Origin of the sequence: Bacteroides togonis (genome assembly GCF_900130135.1) — a bacterium.
GTDB classification, from domain to species: Bacteria; Bacteroidota; Bacteroidia; order Bacteroidales; family Bacteroidaceae; genus Bacteroides; species Bacteroides pullorum.
On sequence record NZ_LT670820.1, the window covers coordinates 2218488 to 2235650 of the forward strand.

At 46.3% G+C, this 17163-nt stretch carries 14 protein-coding genes and 2 tRNA genes; 11 read left to right on the forward strand and 5 right to left on the reverse strand.

The window, feature by feature from the left end:
- Positions 1 to 5 precede the first annotated feature (5 nt).
- The 3 genes from BQ8005_RS09495 to BQ8005_RS09505 form a co-directional block, all read right to left on the reverse strand.
- Positions 6 to 1385 (reverse strand): efflux transporter outer membrane subunit, encoded by a 1380-nt coding sequence (locus tag BQ8005_RS09495; RefSeq protein ID WP_200806346.1) that lies wholly within the window; start codon positions 1383 to 1385, stop codon positions 6 to 8.
- Positions 1385 to 4519, reverse strand: coding sequence for an efflux RND transporter permease subunit (locus tag BQ8005_RS09500; protein ID WP_075317876.1), 3135 nt, complete (start codon positions 4517 to 4519; stop codon positions 1385 to 1387). The genes BQ8005_RS09495 and BQ8005_RS09500 overlap by 1 nt, the downstream gene beginning before the upstream one ends.
- Before the next feature lie 62 nt (positions 4520 to 4581).
- Positions 4582 to 5757: an efflux RND transporter periplasmic adaptor subunit gene (locus tag BQ8005_RS09505; protein ID WP_075317877.1), complete on the reverse strand. Its 1176-nt coding sequence runs from the start codon at positions 5755 to 5757 to the stop codon at positions 4582 to 4584.
- 540 nt (positions 5758 to 6297) lie between these two features.
- Here BQ8005_RS09505 and gap point away from each other — a divergent pair.
- The 6 genes from gap (at position 6298) to BQ8005_RS09535 (ending at position 12636) form a co-directional block, all read left to right on the forward strand.
- The gene (gap, locus tag BQ8005_RS09510; protein WP_075317878.1) at positions 6298 to 7308 is read left to right on the forward strand and encodes a type I glyceraldehyde-3-phosphate dehydrogenase; all 1011 of its coding nucleotides are present in this window, start codon (positions 6298 to 6300) and stop codon (positions 7306 to 7308) included.
- A 138-nt stretch (positions 7309 to 7446) separates the two neighbouring features.
- Complete coding sequence (locus BQ8005_RS09515; protein ID WP_394334101.1) at positions 7447 to 9498, forward strand: M3 family metallopeptidase; 2052 nt, start codon at positions 7447 to 7449, stop codon at positions 9496 to 9498.
- The gene (locus tag BQ8005_RS09520) at positions 9495 to 9989 is read left to right on the forward strand and encodes a DUF4847 domain-containing protein (protein WP_083610540.1); all 495 of its coding nucleotides are present in this window, start codon (positions 9495 to 9497) and stop codon (positions 9987 to 9989) included. Before BQ8005_RS09515 ends, BQ8005_RS09520 begins: the two co-directional genes overlap by 4 nt.
- Before the next feature lie 11 nt (positions 9990 to 10000).
- Positions 10001 to 10432 (forward strand): deoxycytidylate deaminase, encoded by a 432-nt coding sequence (locus BQ8005_RS09525; RefSeq protein ID WP_021846412.1) that lies wholly within the window; start codon positions 10001 to 10003, stop codon positions 10430 to 10432.
- A gap of 28 nt (positions 10433 to 10460) precedes the next feature.
- Positions 10461 to 12191, forward strand: a complete 1731-nt coding sequence (locus BQ8005_RS09530) for a S41 family peptidase (RefSeq protein WP_075317879.1) — start codon at positions 10461 to 10463, stop codon at positions 12189 to 12191.
- Positions 12106 to 12636, forward strand: a complete 531-nt coding sequence (locus BQ8005_RS09535; RefSeq protein ID WP_075317880.1) for a 5-formyltetrahydrofolate cyclo-ligase — start codon at positions 12106 to 12108, stop codon at positions 12634 to 12636. The genes BQ8005_RS09530 and BQ8005_RS09535 overlap by 86 nt, the downstream gene beginning before the upstream one ends.
- A gap of 5 nt (positions 12637 to 12641) precedes the next feature.
- On the opposite strand, the gene BQ8005_RS09540 is transcribed toward BQ8005_RS09535, so the two are convergent.
- Together BQ8005_RS09540 and recF are read right to left on the reverse strand one after the other, a co-directional pair.
- A complete protein-coding gene (locus tag BQ8005_RS09540; protein WP_021846415.1) occupies positions 12642 to 12932 on the reverse strand; it encodes a DciA family protein in 291 nt (96 codons plus the stop codon).
- Positions 12929 to 14041: a DNA replication/repair protein RecF gene (recF, locus tag BQ8005_RS09545; RefSeq protein ID WP_075317881.1), complete on the reverse strand. Its 1113-nt coding sequence runs from the start codon at positions 14039 to 14041 to the stop codon at positions 12929 to 12931. The genes BQ8005_RS09540 and recF overlap by 4 nt, the downstream gene beginning before the upstream one ends.
- Before the next feature lie 161 nt (positions 14042 to 14202).
- Between recF and BQ8005_RS09550 the strand changes: the two genes are divergently transcribed.
- The 5 genes from BQ8005_RS09550 to BQ8005_RS09570 all read left to right on the forward strand — a co-directional run bounded on the left by BQ8005_RS09550 (position 14203) and on the right by BQ8005_RS09570 (position 17089).
- Complete coding sequence (locus BQ8005_RS09550) at positions 14203 to 14886, forward strand: tetratricopeptide repeat protein (protein WP_021846417.1); 684 nt, start codon at positions 14203 to 14205, stop codon at positions 14884 to 14886.
- 152 nt (positions 14887 to 15038) lie between these two features.
- On the forward strand, positions 15039 to 15530 hold the full coding sequence (gene ribH, locus BQ8005_RS09555; protein ID WP_075317882.1) for a 6,7-dimethyl-8-ribityllumazine synthase: 492 nt from the start codon (positions 15039 to 15041) through the stop codon (positions 15528 to 15530).
- 64 nt (positions 15531 to 15594) lie between these two features.
- A tRNA-Tyr gene (locus BQ8005_RS09560) sits at positions 15595 to 15677 on the forward strand.
- A gap of 8 nt (positions 15678 to 15685) precedes the next feature.
- Positions 15686 to 15758: transfer RNA gene (locus tag BQ8005_RS09565), tRNA-Gly, on the forward strand.
- A gap of 116 nt (positions 15759 to 15874) precedes the next feature.
- Positions 15875 to 17089: a site-specific integrase gene (locus tag BQ8005_RS09570; protein WP_075319100.1), complete on the forward strand. Its 1215-nt coding sequence runs from the start codon at positions 15875 to 15877 to the stop codon at positions 17087 to 17089.
- Positions 17090 to 17163: the final 74 nt, after the last annotated feature.

The following is a 17163-nucleotide window of genomic DNA, read 5'->3' on the forward strand; positions in this document are numbered from 1 at the left end:
GTCTCCTACTCCCAGCCTCCGCCAAGAGCTTTGTAGAGATTGACCATCGTGATGCGCTTGTCGCGTACGGCATAGCTCAGGCTGAGCTGGGCGTCGAAGTAGGTACGCTGCGCGTCGAGCAGGTCGATGTAGCCGATGGCACCGTTGACGTACTGCAGCTGGGCCAGTTCGAGCGTCGTCTTGGCCGCCTGCTCCAGCCGGAGGCGGGTATCGTAGATGTCCTTTATCTTGTTGAACTCCGTAATGGCGTTGTAGGCATCCTTGAAGGCGCTGAGCACAGCCTTCTCGTAGGCATGCGTGGCTCCCTCGAAAGCAGCCTTCTTGGCCTTGAGCATGGCACGGTTCTTGCCCATGGCGAATATGGGTTGCAGCAGGTTGGCCGAGAAGAGGTGGTAGGGCGACTTCAGGATGTCACCCAGCTCGCCGCTCTCGCTTCCTGCCGTAGCCGTAAGTGCGATGCGGGGGAAGAGGGCGGTGAAGGCCATACCCACCTGGGCATTGGCGGCAATAAGTGCCTGCTCGGCCTGGCGTACGTCGGGGCGGCGCTCCAGCAGCGTACTAGGCATGCCTACGGGCAGGGCATCGGGCAACTGCACGTCGGCCGCCTGGCTGGCACGGGCGATGGCATGGGGATATTCGCCCGTCAGGAAGGCCAGTTCGTTTTCCTTGAGCGTAATCTTGCGTTCGAGGTCGGGCACGAGGGTCACGGTCTTGGCCAATTCCACCTGCGCCTGGCGGAGGGGAATTTCGGAGATAAGTCCGGCTTCACGGCGCAGACGGACCAGGTGAAGGCTCTCGCGGCGGGCTTCGACGGTCTGACGCACGATGGCCAGCTCGTTGTCCAGCGCCACCAGCTCGAAGTAGGCCTGCGCTACCTGTGCGATAAGACTCATCTGCAAGGCACGCCGGTTCTCGATGGAGCCCATGAAGTCGGCCAGGCTCTTGTCGCGTGCCCAACGTAAATTACCCCACAAGTCGAGCTCCCACGTAGCCGACGCCTTGATACCGAATTCATCGCTGTTCTTAGGGTTGTTGCCTCCGTAGTTTTCGCGCTCGGGTTCGAGGTAAACCTTGGCACCAATCTGCGGGAACATGTTGGCCACGTCGATACGCTTCAGTGCAGCCAGCTCCTTAACGCGGGCGGCAGCCATCTGCATATCCTTGTTATACTCCAGTGTCTTGCGGATAAGCCCCTGCAGCAGAGTGTCGGTGTAGAGTTCTTCCCAAGCCATATCGGCCAGCGAAGCCGAATCGTCGGCCGTCTGGCTGCCCAGCGTCGTGGGCAGGTCCAAGTCAGGACGGGTATAGTGTTTGCCCAGCTGGCATCCGGCCAATACCATCAGTACGGCCAGCAGGCAGATAGGATATATCGTACGTTTCATCATCATTTCTTCTTTTTAAAGGTTTGCAGATTCAATTTGGGGGCACGCATCTTGTGCTTCATCTTGTAGATCATCACGAAGAAGAAGGGCACCAGCAAAATACCGACAGTAACGGCCACAATCATTCCAAAGAATACGCCCGTACCGATAGCCTGACGGCTGGCTGAACCCGGACCGGTAGCAATGACCATCGGAAGCATACCGAGGATAAAGGCCAACGATGTCATCAGGATGGGTCTGAAGCGCAAGTGAGCGGCATGGAGTGCAGCTTCAACAATGTCGCTACCGCGGTCCACCTCGTCCTTGGCGAATTCAACAATCAAGATGGCATTCTTGGCAGCCAGACCGATGAGCATTACCAGACCGATCTGGAAGTAGGTGTCGTTCTCCAGCCCACAGACCGAAATACCGGCATAAGCACCCAATACAGCAATGGGCAGAGAGATGAGTACAGCGATAGGCACGCTCCAGCTCTCGTACAGAGCAGCCAGGAAGAGGAAGACGAAGAGGAATACCAATCCCAAGATAAGTCCGGTTTGTCCCCCGGCCTGTTTTTCCTGATAAGACAAGCCACTCCATTCTACCCCGATATTGTCGGGCAAGTGCTCGCGAGCAATACGCTCCAGCAATTCCATCACCTGTCCGGAGCTAGCACCATTGGCAGCCGTACCACGAATAACAGAAGCATTGAACATATTGAATCGCTTGATGCTTCCCGGACCGGTAGTATACTCCGTCGTTCCGAGCGACGTAAGCGGAATCATGTCGCCATCGCTACCACGTACGAAATAAAGACCGATATTGTCGCGATGCTCACGATAAGGAGCTTCAGCCTGCAAATAGACACGATAGACGCGGTTGAACATATTAAAGTCGTTCACATAAACCGAACCCGTATAAGCTTTCATCGTCGAGAAAACATCAGCCATCGGCACGCCTGAAAGTTTCACCTTATCGCGATCCACATCAAAATAGAGCTGGGGAATCTCAGCCTGGAGCGAGGACGACAATCCTTCAATTTCCTTACACTGTGAAGCATAATACATCAATGTGTCCGTAGCGCGCACCAGGTCATCAAAAGTAGCCTCACCACGTGCCTCCAGTTGCATCTCAAAACCGCCCGACGTACCCAGACCAGGGATAACTGGCGGTGTAGACAAATAGACTTTACATTCAGGATATTCACTAATCTCACGACGTACAGTCTCCATCACCTCGTCGATGGTTGTATTATCTCGTTCGTCCCAAGGCTTCAGGATAACGGTCAGCTGGCTACGTGCCTGACTGGTACCTACACGGGGACTGGAACCTGTAACATTTTGTACGTATTCTACAGCAGGCTGCTTCATCAGGAAGTCAATGGCACGGTCGGTCACCTTGCGGGTGCGCTCCAACGTGGTACTCTCAGGCATTTCCAACTCAACAGTGAAATATCCCTGATCCTCTACAGGCAAGAAACTGGTAGGCGTAAAGCGATGCAGGATGAAAATACACAGCAGACCCAGGCAGAAGTACATAGCGATGCGACGCGGATGTTTCACGGTGCGACCTATTAGCTTGACGTATTTCGTATTGCCAATGGCCAACCATTTGTTGATGAAGGCGAACACTCGATTCTTCGGTTTGTTGGGATCTTCAGGACGCAGGATGAGCGAACACATTACGGGGCTCAGCGTGAGGGCCACTACCGTAGACAACAGCACGGATACCACGATGGTCACCGTAAACTGGCGATAAAGCTGCCCCGTAATGCCCGGCAGGAAGCTCACTGGCACAAACACGGCCGCCAGCACGAGCGACGTGGCGATAATAGCGCCAACCAGTCCGTCCATAGCCTTCTTCGTAGCCTCGTAAGGACTGAGGTGTTCTTCTTCCATAATACGCTCTACATTCTCCACCACTACGATGGCGTCGTCCACCACGATACCGATAGCCAACACAAGACCAAGCAAGGTCAGCATATTGAGCGAGAATCCGAAAATGAGCATGAAACCAAAGGTACCAATAAGTGAAATGGGTACTGCTACCACAGGTATGATGGTGGCACGCCAACTCTGTAACGACAGGTAAACTACGATGATAACCAGTATCAATGCTTCGAACAGCGTCTTGTACACCTCGTGGATGGACTCATTGATGTAGGTCGTCATATCGAACGGTATCTCATACTCCAATCCCTCAGGGAAGTTGGCGCTGATTTCCTTCATGGTTTTCTTGACGTTCTCAGCCACCTCCATGGCATTGGCTCCAGGCAACATATAAACGCCTAACACAGCGGCATTACCAGCATTGATACCACTCTCAGTGTTATAAGACTGCGCTTCGAGCGAAACGCGGGCTACATCACGCATCCGTATCAGCGAGCCGTCAGCATTGGCACGGAGCACAATCTCCTCGAATTGTGCGGCTGAAGACAAACGTCCCTGCGCGGTGATGGGAATAGTGATATCAAGTCCCTCAACGGGCTGCTGACCAAGGACACCGGCCGCAGATTCACGGTTCTGATCTTTCAGGGCATCCTGAACATCCTTCACCGTCAGTCCGTAATTGGCCAAACGAGCGGGATCTACCCATATCTGCATGGCGTAGTAGCGACTTCCGATGTTAGACACACGGCCCACACCAGGGATGCGTCGCAAGAGATCCACCACATTCAACGTGGCAAAATTACTCAGGTAGATTTCATCGAACTTGGGATCATTCGACGTCAAGCAGAGGGTCATCAGCTGACTGGGAGCTTGCTTATCCACTTCGATGCCATTCTGTACCACCTCGGCAGGCAGACGTGATTCGGCCAGTTTGATACGGTTCTGTATTTCGACAGCCGCCAAGTCGGGATCAGCCGAGATATCGAAAGTAACAGTAGCCGAAAAACTACCCGTATTGGAACTGCTGGACTCCATGTATAACATACCAGGCGTACCATTCAGTTCCTGTTCGATAGGAGTAGCGACAGCCTGCGACACGGTGACAGCACTAGCACCAGGATAAGATGCCGATATCTTCACCACGGGTGGCGTAATCTGAGGGTATTGGTCGATAGGAAGCATCATCAAGCCGATGATACCCACAATGACGATCAATATAGAGATGACAGCCGAGAATACCGGCCTGTCAATAAAGAAATTCACTTTCATAAGCGGGATAGGTTTCTGATTTTAGAATTTTGATTGCAATGCGGACAGTTTTCCTGTCTCACTTACTCTTCTTCCTCCATAGGTTTGCCTACGCGTACCTTTATACCAGGAGTCAGTTTATGATATCCTTCAGTCACAATATTCTCGCCGGGTACAATACCACGTTCTACCACGACATTGTTACCGAACTCAGGTCCCAACTCTATGAAACGACGTTCAACCGTAGAGTCACGACGCATAACGAAAACATGTGCTCCACCTTTCTCGATCATCAAAGCCTTTTGAGGTACAACGGTAGCATGCTCGCGCACATCAAGCAACACACGTACTTTAGTGAACTGACCAGGAAGCAATACACGATCCGGATTGGGCATCTCAGCACGAACAGAGAATGTACCCGTCTTGGGATTGACTTGCGGTTCAGCAAAATCTACAATACCTTTATATATATAGGTGCTGTTATCAGGCAGGGTAATAGTAACAGTCGGTTGCCAGGAGCGGCTCGAATCTTTCTGACCTATGACAACATTACGTTCTTTACTTTTCAGATAATCCAATGCTGTCATACTGAAATCCACCAATACGGTGTCACTCTTTACAATCGTAGCCAGCAAGGACTTTCCACTAGTACCTACCAGTGTACCAAGGTCCACATGACGTTCACTGATGTGGCCCGATATCGGAGAACGTACCCACGTATAGCCCAGTTCCTGTTCCGCCTGATCGAGATCAGCCTGGCTCATACCCATGCTGGCTACAGCCGTTTCATAAGCCGCAATGGCATTATCCAAGTCCAACTGACTGGCTGCATTCTGTTCAAACAACGGACGGATACGCTCCAAATCACGCTTGGTCTTACGCACCAGAGCAGAATCCTTACGCAACTGAGCACGAGCCTTATCTGCTTTGGCACGATATTGCTTCTGGTCGATGACGAACAAGACTTGATTTTTCGTCACATACGTACCTTCCTCAAAAGCCATACTCTCTAAAAAGCCTTCCACACGTGCACGTACTTCTACAAATTGCTGTGCACGGATACGTCCAACATAGTCTCCGTAGATTTCCACATCCTCCTGCTCTACAGGCTGCACAATCACGACAGGTGGTACTGGAGCCACCGCTTTCGGCCAAGTTAATACGATATACGCTGCCAGCAGCACCGCCATGCAAACCAGCATCGTCACTAATCTTCTTTTTCTCAACCTCAATTCCTTTTTTGTAAAAAATAGTCTCATGTCTGTTTGTTAGATAATTAAAACCCTGTTCTTCACCTTAACAAATGCAAAGATAATACCATTTTTTCAATATCATGCATTAAGTCATGTAAGTTATTAGTTTTCAGAGGTAATCGACTTTATTTATTTCTAGTAAAAAGCACCTATATCCCCACATGTATGTAGAAAGCCTCTACATATCTGTAGAATTATTCCACAACACAGCTATCCACAACACAGCATACTCCCAACCTATTCCTTCTTATGATCAGATAAAAGTCAAAAAATGCTGTTCACCTAACCATATTGAACAAACAATGAGCTACAACATCATCAAATGGTCTTCACGACATCATTCCAAGCAATATTTCAGGCAATTTTAACGATAAATAACCCTATTCTAACCCCTTAATATAAAAAAAAGAAAAATTAAACCCACCGACACACCAACATAAAAAACAATTTTGTACTTTTGCAGCGCATTTGAAAAACAAGTGCACACTGATTATCAAGAGAGATATATAAATACATATTTATTGAACCTTTAAAAGTTTAAACAAAATGATTAAAGTAGGTATTAATGGATTCGGACGTATCGGACGTTTCGTATTCCGCGCAGCTCAGACTAGAAACGATATCCAAATCGTTGGTATTAACGACCTTTGCCCGGTTGACTACTTGGCATACATGCTGAAGTACGATACAATGCACGGCCAGTTCAACGGCACTATCGAAGCTGACGTTGAGAACAGCAAGCTGATCGTTAACGGCAAAGAAATCCGTGTAACAGCTGAGAAGAATCCTGCTGACCTGAAATGGGATGCTGTTGGTGCTGAATATGTAGTTGAGTCTACTGGTCTGTTCCTGACTAAAGAAAAAGCTCAGGCTCACATCCAGGCTGGTGCAAAATATGTAGTAATGTCTGCTCCTTCTAAGGACGACACTCCGATGTTCGTTTGTGGTGTTAACGAAAAGACTTACGTTAAGGGTACTCAGTTCGTATCTAACGCTTCTTGTACTACTAACTGCTTGGCTCCTATTGCTAAGGTTTTGAACGACAAATGGGGTATCACAGATGGTTTGATGACTACCGTTCACTCTACAACTGCTACTCAGAAGACAGTTGACGGTCCTTCTATGAAAGACTGGCGTGGTGGTCGTGCTGCTTCTGGCAACATCATTCCTTCTTCTACTGGTGCTGCTAAGGCTGTAGGTAAAGTTATCCCGACTCTGAACGGCAAACTGACTGGTATGTCTATGCGTGTTCCGACTTTGGACGTTTCTGTAGTTGACTTGACTGTAAACTTGGCTAAGCCTGCTACTTATGCTGAAATCTGCGCTGCCATGAAGGAAGCTTCTGAAGGTGAACTGAAGGGTATCCTGGGTTACACTGAAGATGCAGTTGTTTCTTCTGACTTCTTGGGTGACACTCACACTTCTATCTTCGATGCTAAGGCAGGTATCGCTTTGACTGATACTTTCGTTAAGGTTGTATCTTGGTACGATAACGAAATCGGTTATTCTAACAAAGTTCTTGACCTGATCGCTCACATGGCATCTGTTAACTGCTAATTTACAGTTAGAAAATATTAAAGTATAGGCGGCTTCTGCGGAAGTCGCCTATTTTTTTTGCATTTTTGCGTAATGTTTGAGAAAGGCCTTATCTCGATGAAAATCAGAGAGGCCGTTGTTTTACTTTGCATATTGAATATGACAGAAGCTCAGAATCCTTTTTTTGAAAATATCCATACACCCCACGGCACCGTCCCCTTCGACCGCATCGCCGTGGAGCACTACGCCCCCGCCATCCGCCGGGGCATCGAATGCCAGAACGAGGAGATAGACGCCATCGTCCGCAATCCCCAGCCTGCCGACTTCCACAACACCATCCTGGCTTTGGAAAAGTCGGGCCAACTGTTGCATCGCGTGGAAGTGGTGTTCGACAACCTGCTCAGCGCCGAAACCAACGATGCCATGCAGGAGCTCGCCAAGGAACTGATGCCCCTGCTGAGCGAACATGCCAACAACATTACGCTGAACGAACGCCTCTTCGAACGGGTCAAGACGGCCTACGAGCACCGCAACGACGAACCTCTGACCGCCGAACAACGGAAACTGACGGAGGATACCTACGAAGGATTTGTACGCAGCGGAGCCAACCTACAGGGGGCCGACAAGGAGAAATATCGTGAACTGTCGCGCCAGCTGAGCCTGCTAACCCTGCAATTCAGCGAAAACAACCTAAAGGAAACCAACGACTACCAGTTGGTGCTGACCGACGAAGCCCAACTGAAAGGCCTGCCGCAGAGTGCCATCGACGCTGCCGCCGAAACGGCCCGCGAGAAACAGCAGGAGGGCTGGGTCTTCACCCTGCATGCTCCCAGCTACGTGCCTTTCCTGACCTATGCCGCCGACCGCGACCTGCGTAAGGAAATCTACATGGCCTATAATACCAAGTGTACGCACGCCAATGCCTGCAATAACCTCGACATCGTGAAGCAGCTGGTCAACACCCGCCTGGCACTTGCCCAGCTGTTGGGATACAAAGATTATGCTACCTACAAGTTGGAGCGCCGCATGGCACAGAACAGTGCCAACGTCTACCACCTGCTCGACCAGCTGCTCGAAGCCTACAAGCCAACTGCACAAAAGGAATATGCTGAAGTACAGGCACTGGCCCGCGAAGAGCAGGGAGCCGATTTCACCCTGATGCCTTGGGACTGGGGATACTACTCGCAAAAGCTCAAGGACCGCAAGTTCAACCTCAACGACGAAATGCTTCGCCCCTATTTTGAGCTGGAGAACGTCAAGAAAGGCGTGTTCGGCCTGGCCACCCGCCTCTATGGCATCACTTTCCAAAAGAATCCCGACATCCCCGTCTATCACAAGGATGTGGAAGCTTTCGATGTATTTGACAAAGACGGCAGTTTCCTCGCCGTACTCTATACGGATTTCCATCCGCGCGAAGGTAAACGTTCAGGCGCCTGGATGACCAGCTACAAAGAGCAATGGATTGACGAAAAGACGGGCGAGAACAGCCGTCCGCACGTTTCGCTGGTGATGAACTTCACCAAGCCCACACAGGACAAGCCTGCCCTGCTCACCTTCGGCGAAGTGGAAACCTTCCTCCACGAGTTCGGCCATAGTCTGCACGGCATGTTTGCCAACACGACCTACGCCAGCCTGAGTGGCACCAATGTCTACTGGGACTTCGTGGAATTACCTTCACAATTCATGGAGAACTTTGCCGTCGAAAAGGAATTCCTGCATACCTTTGCCCGCCATTATCAGACGGGCGAACTGATACCTGACGAACTGGTACAGCGCATCGTGGATTCGCACAACTTCAACGCCGCCTATGCCTGCCTGCGCCAAGTCAGCTTCGGCCTACTGGACATGGCATGGTACACCCGTACGACTCCCTTCGAAGGCAACGTGATGGCATACGAAAAGCAGGCATGGGCACGTGCCCAAATATTGCCATCGGTTGAAGGCACTTGCATGAGCACCCAGTTCTCACACATCTTTGCTGGAGGCTATTCGGCCGGCTACTACAGCTACAAGTGGGCCGAGGTGCTGGATGCCGATGCCTTCTCGCTTTTTAAAAAGCAGAGGATTTTCGATCAGAAAACAGCCTTTTCCTTCCGCGAAAACATACTTTCGCGGGGAGGAACTGAACACCCCATGACGCTCTACAAACGCTTTCGCGGACAAGAGCCAACCATTGATGCATTATTAATTAGAAATGGAATTAAAAAATGATGAAATATAGACTATTTACTTTATTGACCGCTATCCTACTCCTTACTAGTTGCAATACAGAAGACGATGTAATGGAAATCTTCATTGGCAAAACTTGGAAGTTGACTTATATTTCTACAGAAAATTCACACACGCAATACAACTTCTGGAACAACGACCAAGAATCAGAACAAAGTTTCAATGCATTGAAGCAATCTGATACCTTTATCGTAACTTTTGAAGGAACAGACTTGAATGGCATTACAGGTGGAACTTTTAATGCCAAAGGTATCAAAGCCACCATCAATGGGCAATGGAATGCAAACGGTGAAAACCATGAAATGCAAACCAGCAGTATCCAAATAAGTAGTACAGAAACAGACAAGCTGGCACAAGCCTTTATCACTGGATTTCAAAATGTTATCCGTTACGATGGAGATTCCAGCAATCTCTATATCTATTATGAAGATAAAGACAAAAGTATCAAAAGAATGAATTTTAAAGCACAATAAAATAAAAAGCTATGGACCACAAAGCCAAACAAGAAGCATTGGACAAACGCTACATACGAATGGCCGCCATTTGGGCTGAAAATTCTTATTGCCAACGCAGGCAGGTCGGCGCTCTCATTGTGAAAGACAAGATGATCATTTCCGATGGTTACAACGGTACTCCTTCCGGATTTGAAAATGTATGCGAAGACGACAACAATATAACCAAGCCCTACGTACTGCATGCCGAAGCCAACGCTATTACTAAAATAGCACGCTCCAACAATAGTAGTGACGGAGCTACAATGTACGTTACCGCTTCTCCCTGCATCGAATGTGCCAAACTTATCATTCAAGCAGGTATAAAGCGGGTTGTCTATTCAGAAAAATACCGACTAGAGGATGGCATCAACCTGCTCAGACGAGCTGGGATTGAAGTGGTGTATCTATCAGCAAACGAATAAAATAAAAAACGATTAAAGAAAAGATATTATGGGTACAAAAGGTTCTTCCCGTTTCACACCTGTCATCATTGCTATCAGTGTAGTGGCAGGTATTCTGATTGGAACATTCTATGCCAAACATTATGGAGGAAACAAATTGGGCATCATCAATGGATCATCCAACAAACTGAATGCCCTCCTACATGTCATCGACGACCAATATGTAGATACAGTTGACATGAGCCAGCTGGTAGAGAACGCCATGCCACAAATTCTGGCAGAACTGGATCCGCATTCCACTTATATTCCTGCCCAGAAGCTGGAAGAAGTAAACTCAGAGTTGGAAGGAAGTTTCAGTGGTGTCGGTATCCAATTTACCATTCAAGAAGACACCATACATGTAAATAGCGTTGTATCGGGAGGCCCTGCTGAAAAGGTAGGCCTTATGGCCGGAGACCGCATTGTGACGGTAGACGACAGTCTTTTTGTCGGAAAAGATCTGACCAATGAAAAAGCCATGCGTACCTTAAAAGGCCCCAAGGGAAGCCAAGTGAAACTAGGTGTGAAACGCATTACGGAAAAAGAGTTGCTTGACTTTGTTGTCACACGAGGCGACATACCACAAAACACCATCGATGCTGCTTATATGATAAGCAACGACTTCGGCTATGTGCAAATCAGCAAGTTTGGACGTACTACCCATGTCGAACTCTTGAACGCAATTGCCCAACTGAGCCACCAAAACTGTAAAGGCATGATCATCGACTTGCGCGAAAACACGGGCGGTTACATGGAAGCAGCCATCCGCATGGTCAATGAATTCTTGCCTGAAGGTAAACTAATCGTTTATACACAAGGACGCAAATATCCTCGCATGGAAGAATACGCTAATGGAACTGGCAGTTGTCAGAATATTCCCTTAGTCGTATTGATAGATCAAGGATCTGCCTCAGCCAGTGAAATTTTCGCAGGCGCCATTCAAGATAATGACCGAGGAACCATTGTAGGGCTTCGTTCATTTGGCAAGGGCCTTGTACAGCAACCTATCGACTTTAGTGATGGATCGGCCATCCGCCTGACCATTGCACGTTATTACACCCCATCAGGCCGTTGTATCCAACGTCCATACGAAAATGGGAAAGACAGCAAATACGAAATGGACTGGTTAGATCGCTATGAACATGGAGAATTCTTCTCGGCCGACAGTGTGAAGTTGGACAAAAAACTACGCTATTCTACGTCTTTAGGACGACCGGTCTATGGCGGTGGTGGCATTATGCCCGACGTCTTTGTTCCGCGTGATACGACAGGAGTGACTTCTTATCTGATGGAGGTCAGCAACAAAGGCTTGCTCATCCAATTCTCCTTCCAATATACAGATCGCAATCGTGCCAAACTCGATCAATTCAACGATGAGACAGAATTGCAAAAGTATCTGGAAAAGCAGAATATTGTAGAACAATTTGTACAATTTGCTGCACAGAAAGGTGTTAAAAGACGTAATCTTCTGATCAACAAATCACGGAAACTATTGGAAAGGAATCTATACGGGAATATCATCTATAATATACAAGGCAAAGAAGCATACATCCGCTATATCAACCGTGATGATGCAACAGTGTTGAAAGCCTTAGAAATACTGGAACGAGGAGAAGCATTCCCCAAAGCTCCAACAACCATTAAAGAAGAAAAAAATGATAATCGGGAAAAAAGAACTGCGCAAGTATATAGCAGAATTGAAGACCCTGCACACAACTTCCACTACGCTTTTATCGGATGAAATACTAAGCCGAGTAGAGAAACACCCTGTATTCCAGAAGGCTCAAACAGTATTATTGTACTATTCCTTACCCGATGAAGTTTATACACACGACTTTATCCAAAAATGGTACAATCGTAAACGAATTTTGCTTCCAGTTGTCGTAAAAGATACGCTTGAACTATATACATATACAGGCCCTGACAAAATGACAATAGGTGCATATGGCATTAAGGAACCAACAGAAGGAAAATTCAATAATTTAAAAGATATTGATTTAGCAATCATCCCAGGAGTAGCTTTCGACCGCCGTGGCAATCGGTTAGGACGTGGTAAAGGATATTATGACCGACTGCTTCCATTTCTAGTAGGCACTTATAAACTTGGTATTTGCTTCCCTTATCAATTACTGGAAAGTGTACCAACAGAAGACTTTGATATACGCATGAATGAAGTGATTTATTAATCACGTCAACGAAAAATAATATTGGTAATGACCTGAGCCCCCACGTGGCGGTTCAGGTTACGTACCAACAATTCACGTCCCATCATCAATTCTTGCCGAAGTGTTGCTGAAGTTAAATGTACATACAGCACCTGATTCTTAATAAAAAGTTCTCGAGTATATGACGCTATAACAGGTCCTAAAACCTCCGGCCAGGCATTAATCAGCCGCCGTTCATTCAAAGGAGATTCCAAACTTTCTTGACGCAGGTAATTTCGGATAAGAACACCAATCTGTTCTGCATTATTACGCTTCATATCTCACCCTCCTGCATTTCAAAGACCATACCTTGATCGACACGAAACATCCGATAATCTCCTCCCACCTTATGCAAAATCTTATCCAAATGGTCACGGTTCGTATCGGTAATAAATATCTGACCAAAACGGTCACCTGCCACGAGTTTAACAATCTGTTCCACTCTCGAAGCATCCAACTTATCAAAAATATCATCAAGCAATAACAAAGGGACAGTATTTCCTGCACGATGCAGAAAATCAAACTGTGCCAACTTTAATGCTACCAGATAAGTTTTATTCTGCCCCTGTGATCCCTCACGCTTGATTGGAAAATCTCCGAGCAACATCTCCAAATCATCCTTATGGATTCCTTTCAAGGAAAAACCCATAATTCGATCGCGTTCGCGACTCTCTCTCAGAACCTCCAATAAAGACGCATCCCGAGCATGTGAACGGTAACTCAAGCCAACCTGTTCACGATCCTGAGAAATGAATGAATAAAACGATTGAAAAATCGGAATAAATTCATTGACGAACGCCTCGCGTTTGCGATAAACCACTTCGCCAGCTTTTGCCATCATCTCCTCCCAGACAGCAAACAATTCATCTTCTACTGGCTTTTCGCTCTTCAGTAAAATATTACGCTGTGCCAACGCTTTATTATACCGAATCAGAGCATCCAGATATTCCTTATCATACTGAGAAATGACTACATCCATAAAACGACGCCGACCTTCACTGCCACCAGCTATCAGCTCTGTATCAGCTGGTGAAACCATAACTAACGGCAAGAAACCAATGTGGTCAGACAATCGTGTATACTCTTTCTTATTGCGCTTGAACTGTTTCTTCTGGCGACGCTTCATTCCACAATACACTTCTTCTGGAGTCCCATCAGCCGCCTCATAAAAGCCTTGAATAACAAAAAAGTCTGCATCATGACGTATATTCTGCGAATCAATAGGATTACCGGCACTCTTGCAGAAAGAAAGAAAATAGATCGCATCCAACAGATTGGTCTTTCCCATTCCATTCTGTCCAAGAAAACAATTCAGTTTCGGTGAAAACGTCAGTTCCACCTGTTCCAAATTCTTATAATTAAGTATTGAAATTCGCTTCAGTATCATAATTGCATCTACATTCTTGTGCAAAATTAGAAAGTTTTTCGTGCTTTTCAGACACAAAACAAAAAAAGATGCCGCTAAATTTCGTTGAAAGCTATAAAAAACTTACTTTTGCCAGTCGAAATCTCAAAGAGTGAATAATAACAAAAAAAGAATCTATAAAAATGGCAGAACAAAAGAAAACAAACGAAGCCCTCAACATGGAAGAGGCTCTGACGCAGTCGGAAGACTTCCTCATCAAAAACAAGAAAGCAATTATCGGTGCCGTAGTGGCAATTATAGTCATTGTTGCCGGTATAGTCATGTACAAGAACCTGTATGTAGAACCTCGTGAAGAAAAAGCACAGGCCGCCTTGTTCAAAGGAGAAGAATACCTGACTGCTGATGCTTACGAACAAGCTCTTAATGGCGATAGCATCGGTTATGCAGGCTTCCTGAAAGTTGCCGACGAATTCAGCGGGACTGACGCAGCCAATCTGGCTAACGCATACGCAGGTATATGCTATGCACATCTGGGCAAATATGAAGAAGCCATCAAAGCTTTTGAACGTTTTGACGGCGATGATCAAATGGTTTCTCCGGCAATGAAGGGTGCGATGGGCAATTGTTATGCATCATTGGGACAACTGGACAAGGCAGCCGACATGCTTCTCAAAGCAGCCAAAGAAGCTGATAACAACACATTAAGCCCTATTTATTTGCAACAAGCAGGTGAAATTCTTGTTAAGCAAGGCAAATATGATCAAGCTATCGAAGCTTACACAACTATTAAGGACAAATACTTCCGTTCTTATCAGGCTATGCAGATTGACAAATTCATCGAAGAAGCCAAACTGATGAAAAAATAAACCGCTACACCTCTTATTAATATTAAATAAGAATTTCAGTCACGGATTAAACGGAAAACACGGTCAACCTATAAAGACGCCGTGAAGTTCGTGTAATCCGTGACTTTTTTATCTATAAATTCTCAACAATCCAATTCTAAAAAAGACAAGATATGGCAACAGCTTATCACAACCTGTCAGAATACGATTTCAACTCCGTGCCCGATGCCTCAAACATGAAGTTCGGCATCGTTGTGTCCGAGTGGAACTATAACATCACCGGCGCCCTCCTACAAGGAGCCGTAGCTACCTTGAAAAAACACGGGGCAAAAGAAGAAAATATCCGAATCAAGACTGTCCCCGGCAGCTTTGAGCTGACGTTCGGCTCCAACCAATTCATATCCCATACCGATGTAGACGCTGTCATCGCCTTGGGCTGCGTAGTTCGCGGCGATACTCCACATTTCGACTACGTTTGCATGGGAGCGACCCAAGGTATTGCCCAGCTAAACGCAAAAGGCGATGTACCAGTAATTTACGGACTGATAACCACCAACACAATGGAACAAGCCGAAGAACGTGCAGGCGGCCGATTGGGAAACAAAGGTGACGAATGTGCAATTTGTGCAATAAAAATGATCGATTTTGTTTGGAGTTTAAAATAATAGTCGTATCTTTGCACCGCAATTGAGAAACAAAGGTGCTACACTAAGTAAATCAAGAGCGATTGGGCAAATACCAGAGTGGTCAAATGGGGCAGACTGTAAATCTGCTGGCTTACGCCTTCGGTGGTTCGAATCCATCTTTGCCCACTAAATTTGCGGAAGTAGCTCAGTTGATAGAGCATTAGCCTTCCAAGCTGAGGGTCGCGGGTTTGAGTCCCGTCTTCCGCTCTTCTGAAAATCAGATAGTTATCGTAAGATTTCTATCTGATTTTTGTTTTTGGAGGGTGCTGATTTTGCACAAAACTATGCGGTTGAAGTCAACCAAGAAGTCAACCGAAAATTCTATGAGTGCAGCAATCAACGTAGTATGCTACAAGTGGAAGACTTTAGCAAATGGAGAATCCCCCTTAATGGTAAGAGTAGCCAAAGGTGGCAAACGAACTATGCAAAGTTTAGGCATATCCATTAATCCTAAATATTGGGACTTCACACGAAACAAACCTAAACCCAACTGTCCTAACAAAGAATATATCCAAAAGATTATCTTGGATAAACAGCGAGAACTTCAACAGCGAATGTTAGAGTTGAATGTCGAACAGAAAGAATATACCACTTCTACCCTACTCAATAATGAGAATACTAAGTTTGAACTGAAAACTGTTAGTGAGTTCTATCACGAACTGATAAAGCAATACACACGTGAAGACAAATGCGGCAACCGCCTTATCTATAAAAGTTCTTTCAATTCTCTTAAAGTGTTTACGAAAGGTAAGTTAGATATACCTTTCAGCGATATAGATACTTCTTGGCTTACCAAATATGAGAAGTGGTTACGCTCCAAAGACAATAAAGAAACCACCATAAGCCTTATGTTTCGTACATTACGCAGTACATATAATAAAGCCATCAAAGCTAAGTGCGCCCGGAAGTCCGATTATCCGTTTGATGATTATAAGATTAATAAATTCGATACTACAACTCAAAAGAGAGCCATTGCCAAAACAGACGTACTGAAATTCACAACCGAAGTACAGCCTATAGGAAAGCAGCAATACATAGAGTTGAGCAAAGACATATTCGTGTTCAGCTATCTATGTGGTGGAATCAACTTCACAGATATAGCCAATCTAACAAAAGAGAATATTCAAAATGGCAGGTTACACTATATTCGTCAAAAGACAAAAAAGCTAATCAAAATAGGAATACCGCAAGAAGCCATGCAGATAATCGAAAAGTATTCAAAAGAAAGTAAAGGCTATCTATTTCCGATTTTAGACAGCAAGATACACAAGACCGCCCTACAAAAACAGAACAGAATACATAAGATATTGGGAAAGGTCAATAAGAATCTAAAACTACTTGCCGCACAGCTTGGAGTTGAAGCCAACTTGACAACCTATGTCGCCCGGCACTCATTCGCAAGTGTTCTTAAAAAATCGGGGGTAAACATCGCATTGATAAGCGAAGCATTGGGACATTCTGACTTAGCTACCACTCAAATATACTTGGATAGCTTCGATAATGAGCAAGTGGATGAAGCTATGAAGAACCTACTGTAACAAAAAGAAGTCTGTAGTCCGAAAAGATTGCAGACTTTTATTTTATTTTGCAGTATAACTAATAACAACGTACT

Coding starts and splice junctions, on each gene's coding strand:
- recF (WP_075317881.1), bottom strand. CDS start 14,041: ATGATACTGAAGCGAATTTCAATACTTAATTATAAGAATTTGGAACAG.
- ribH (WP_075317882.1), top strand. CDS start 15,039: ATGGCAACAGCTTATCACAACCTGTCAGAATACGATTTCAACTCCGTG.
- BQ8005_RS09505 (WP_075317877.1), bottom strand. CDS start 5,757: ATGAGACTATTTTTTACAAAAAAGGAATTGAGGTTGAGAAAAAGAAGA.
- BQ8005_RS09495 (WP_200806346.1), bottom strand. CDS start 1,385: ATGATGAAACGTACGATATATCCTATCTGCCTGCTGGCCGTACTGATG.
- BQ8005_RS09535 (WP_075317880.1), top strand. CDS start 12,106: ATGATAATCGGGAAAAAAGAACTGCGCAAGTATATAGCAGAATTGAAG.
- BQ8005_RS09515 (WP_394334101.1), top strand. CDS start 7,447: ATGACAGAAGCTCAGAATCCTTTTTTTGAAAATATCCATACACCCCAC.
- BQ8005_RS09500 (WP_075317876.1), bottom strand. CDS start 4,519: ATGAAAGTGAATTTCTTTATTGACAGGCCGGTATTCTCGGCTGTCATC.
- BQ8005_RS09520 (WP_083610540.1), top strand. CDS start 9,495: ATGATGAAATATAGACTATTTACTTTATTGACCGCTATCCTACTCCTT.
- BQ8005_RS09570 (WP_075319100.1), top strand. CDS start 15,875: ATGAGTGCAGCAATCAACGTAGTATGCTACAAGTGGAAGACTTTAGCA.
- BQ8005_RS09525 (WP_021846412.1), top strand. CDS start 10,001: ATGGACCACAAAGCCAAACAAGAAGCATTGGACAAACGCTACATACGA.
- BQ8005_RS09530 (WP_075317879.1), top strand. CDS start 10,461: ATGGGTACAAAAGGTTCTTCCCGTTTCACACCTGTCATCATTGCTATC.
- gap (WP_075317878.1), top strand. CDS start 6,298: ATGATTAAAGTAGGTATTAATGGATTCGGACGTATCGGACGTTTCGTA.
- BQ8005_RS09550 (WP_021846417.1), top strand. CDS start 14,203: ATGGCAGAACAAAAGAAAACAAACGAAGCCCTCAACATGGAAGAGGCT.
- BQ8005_RS09540 (WP_021846415.1), bottom strand. CDS start 12,932: ATGAAGCGTAATAATGCAGAACAGATTGGTGTTCTTATCCGAAATTAC.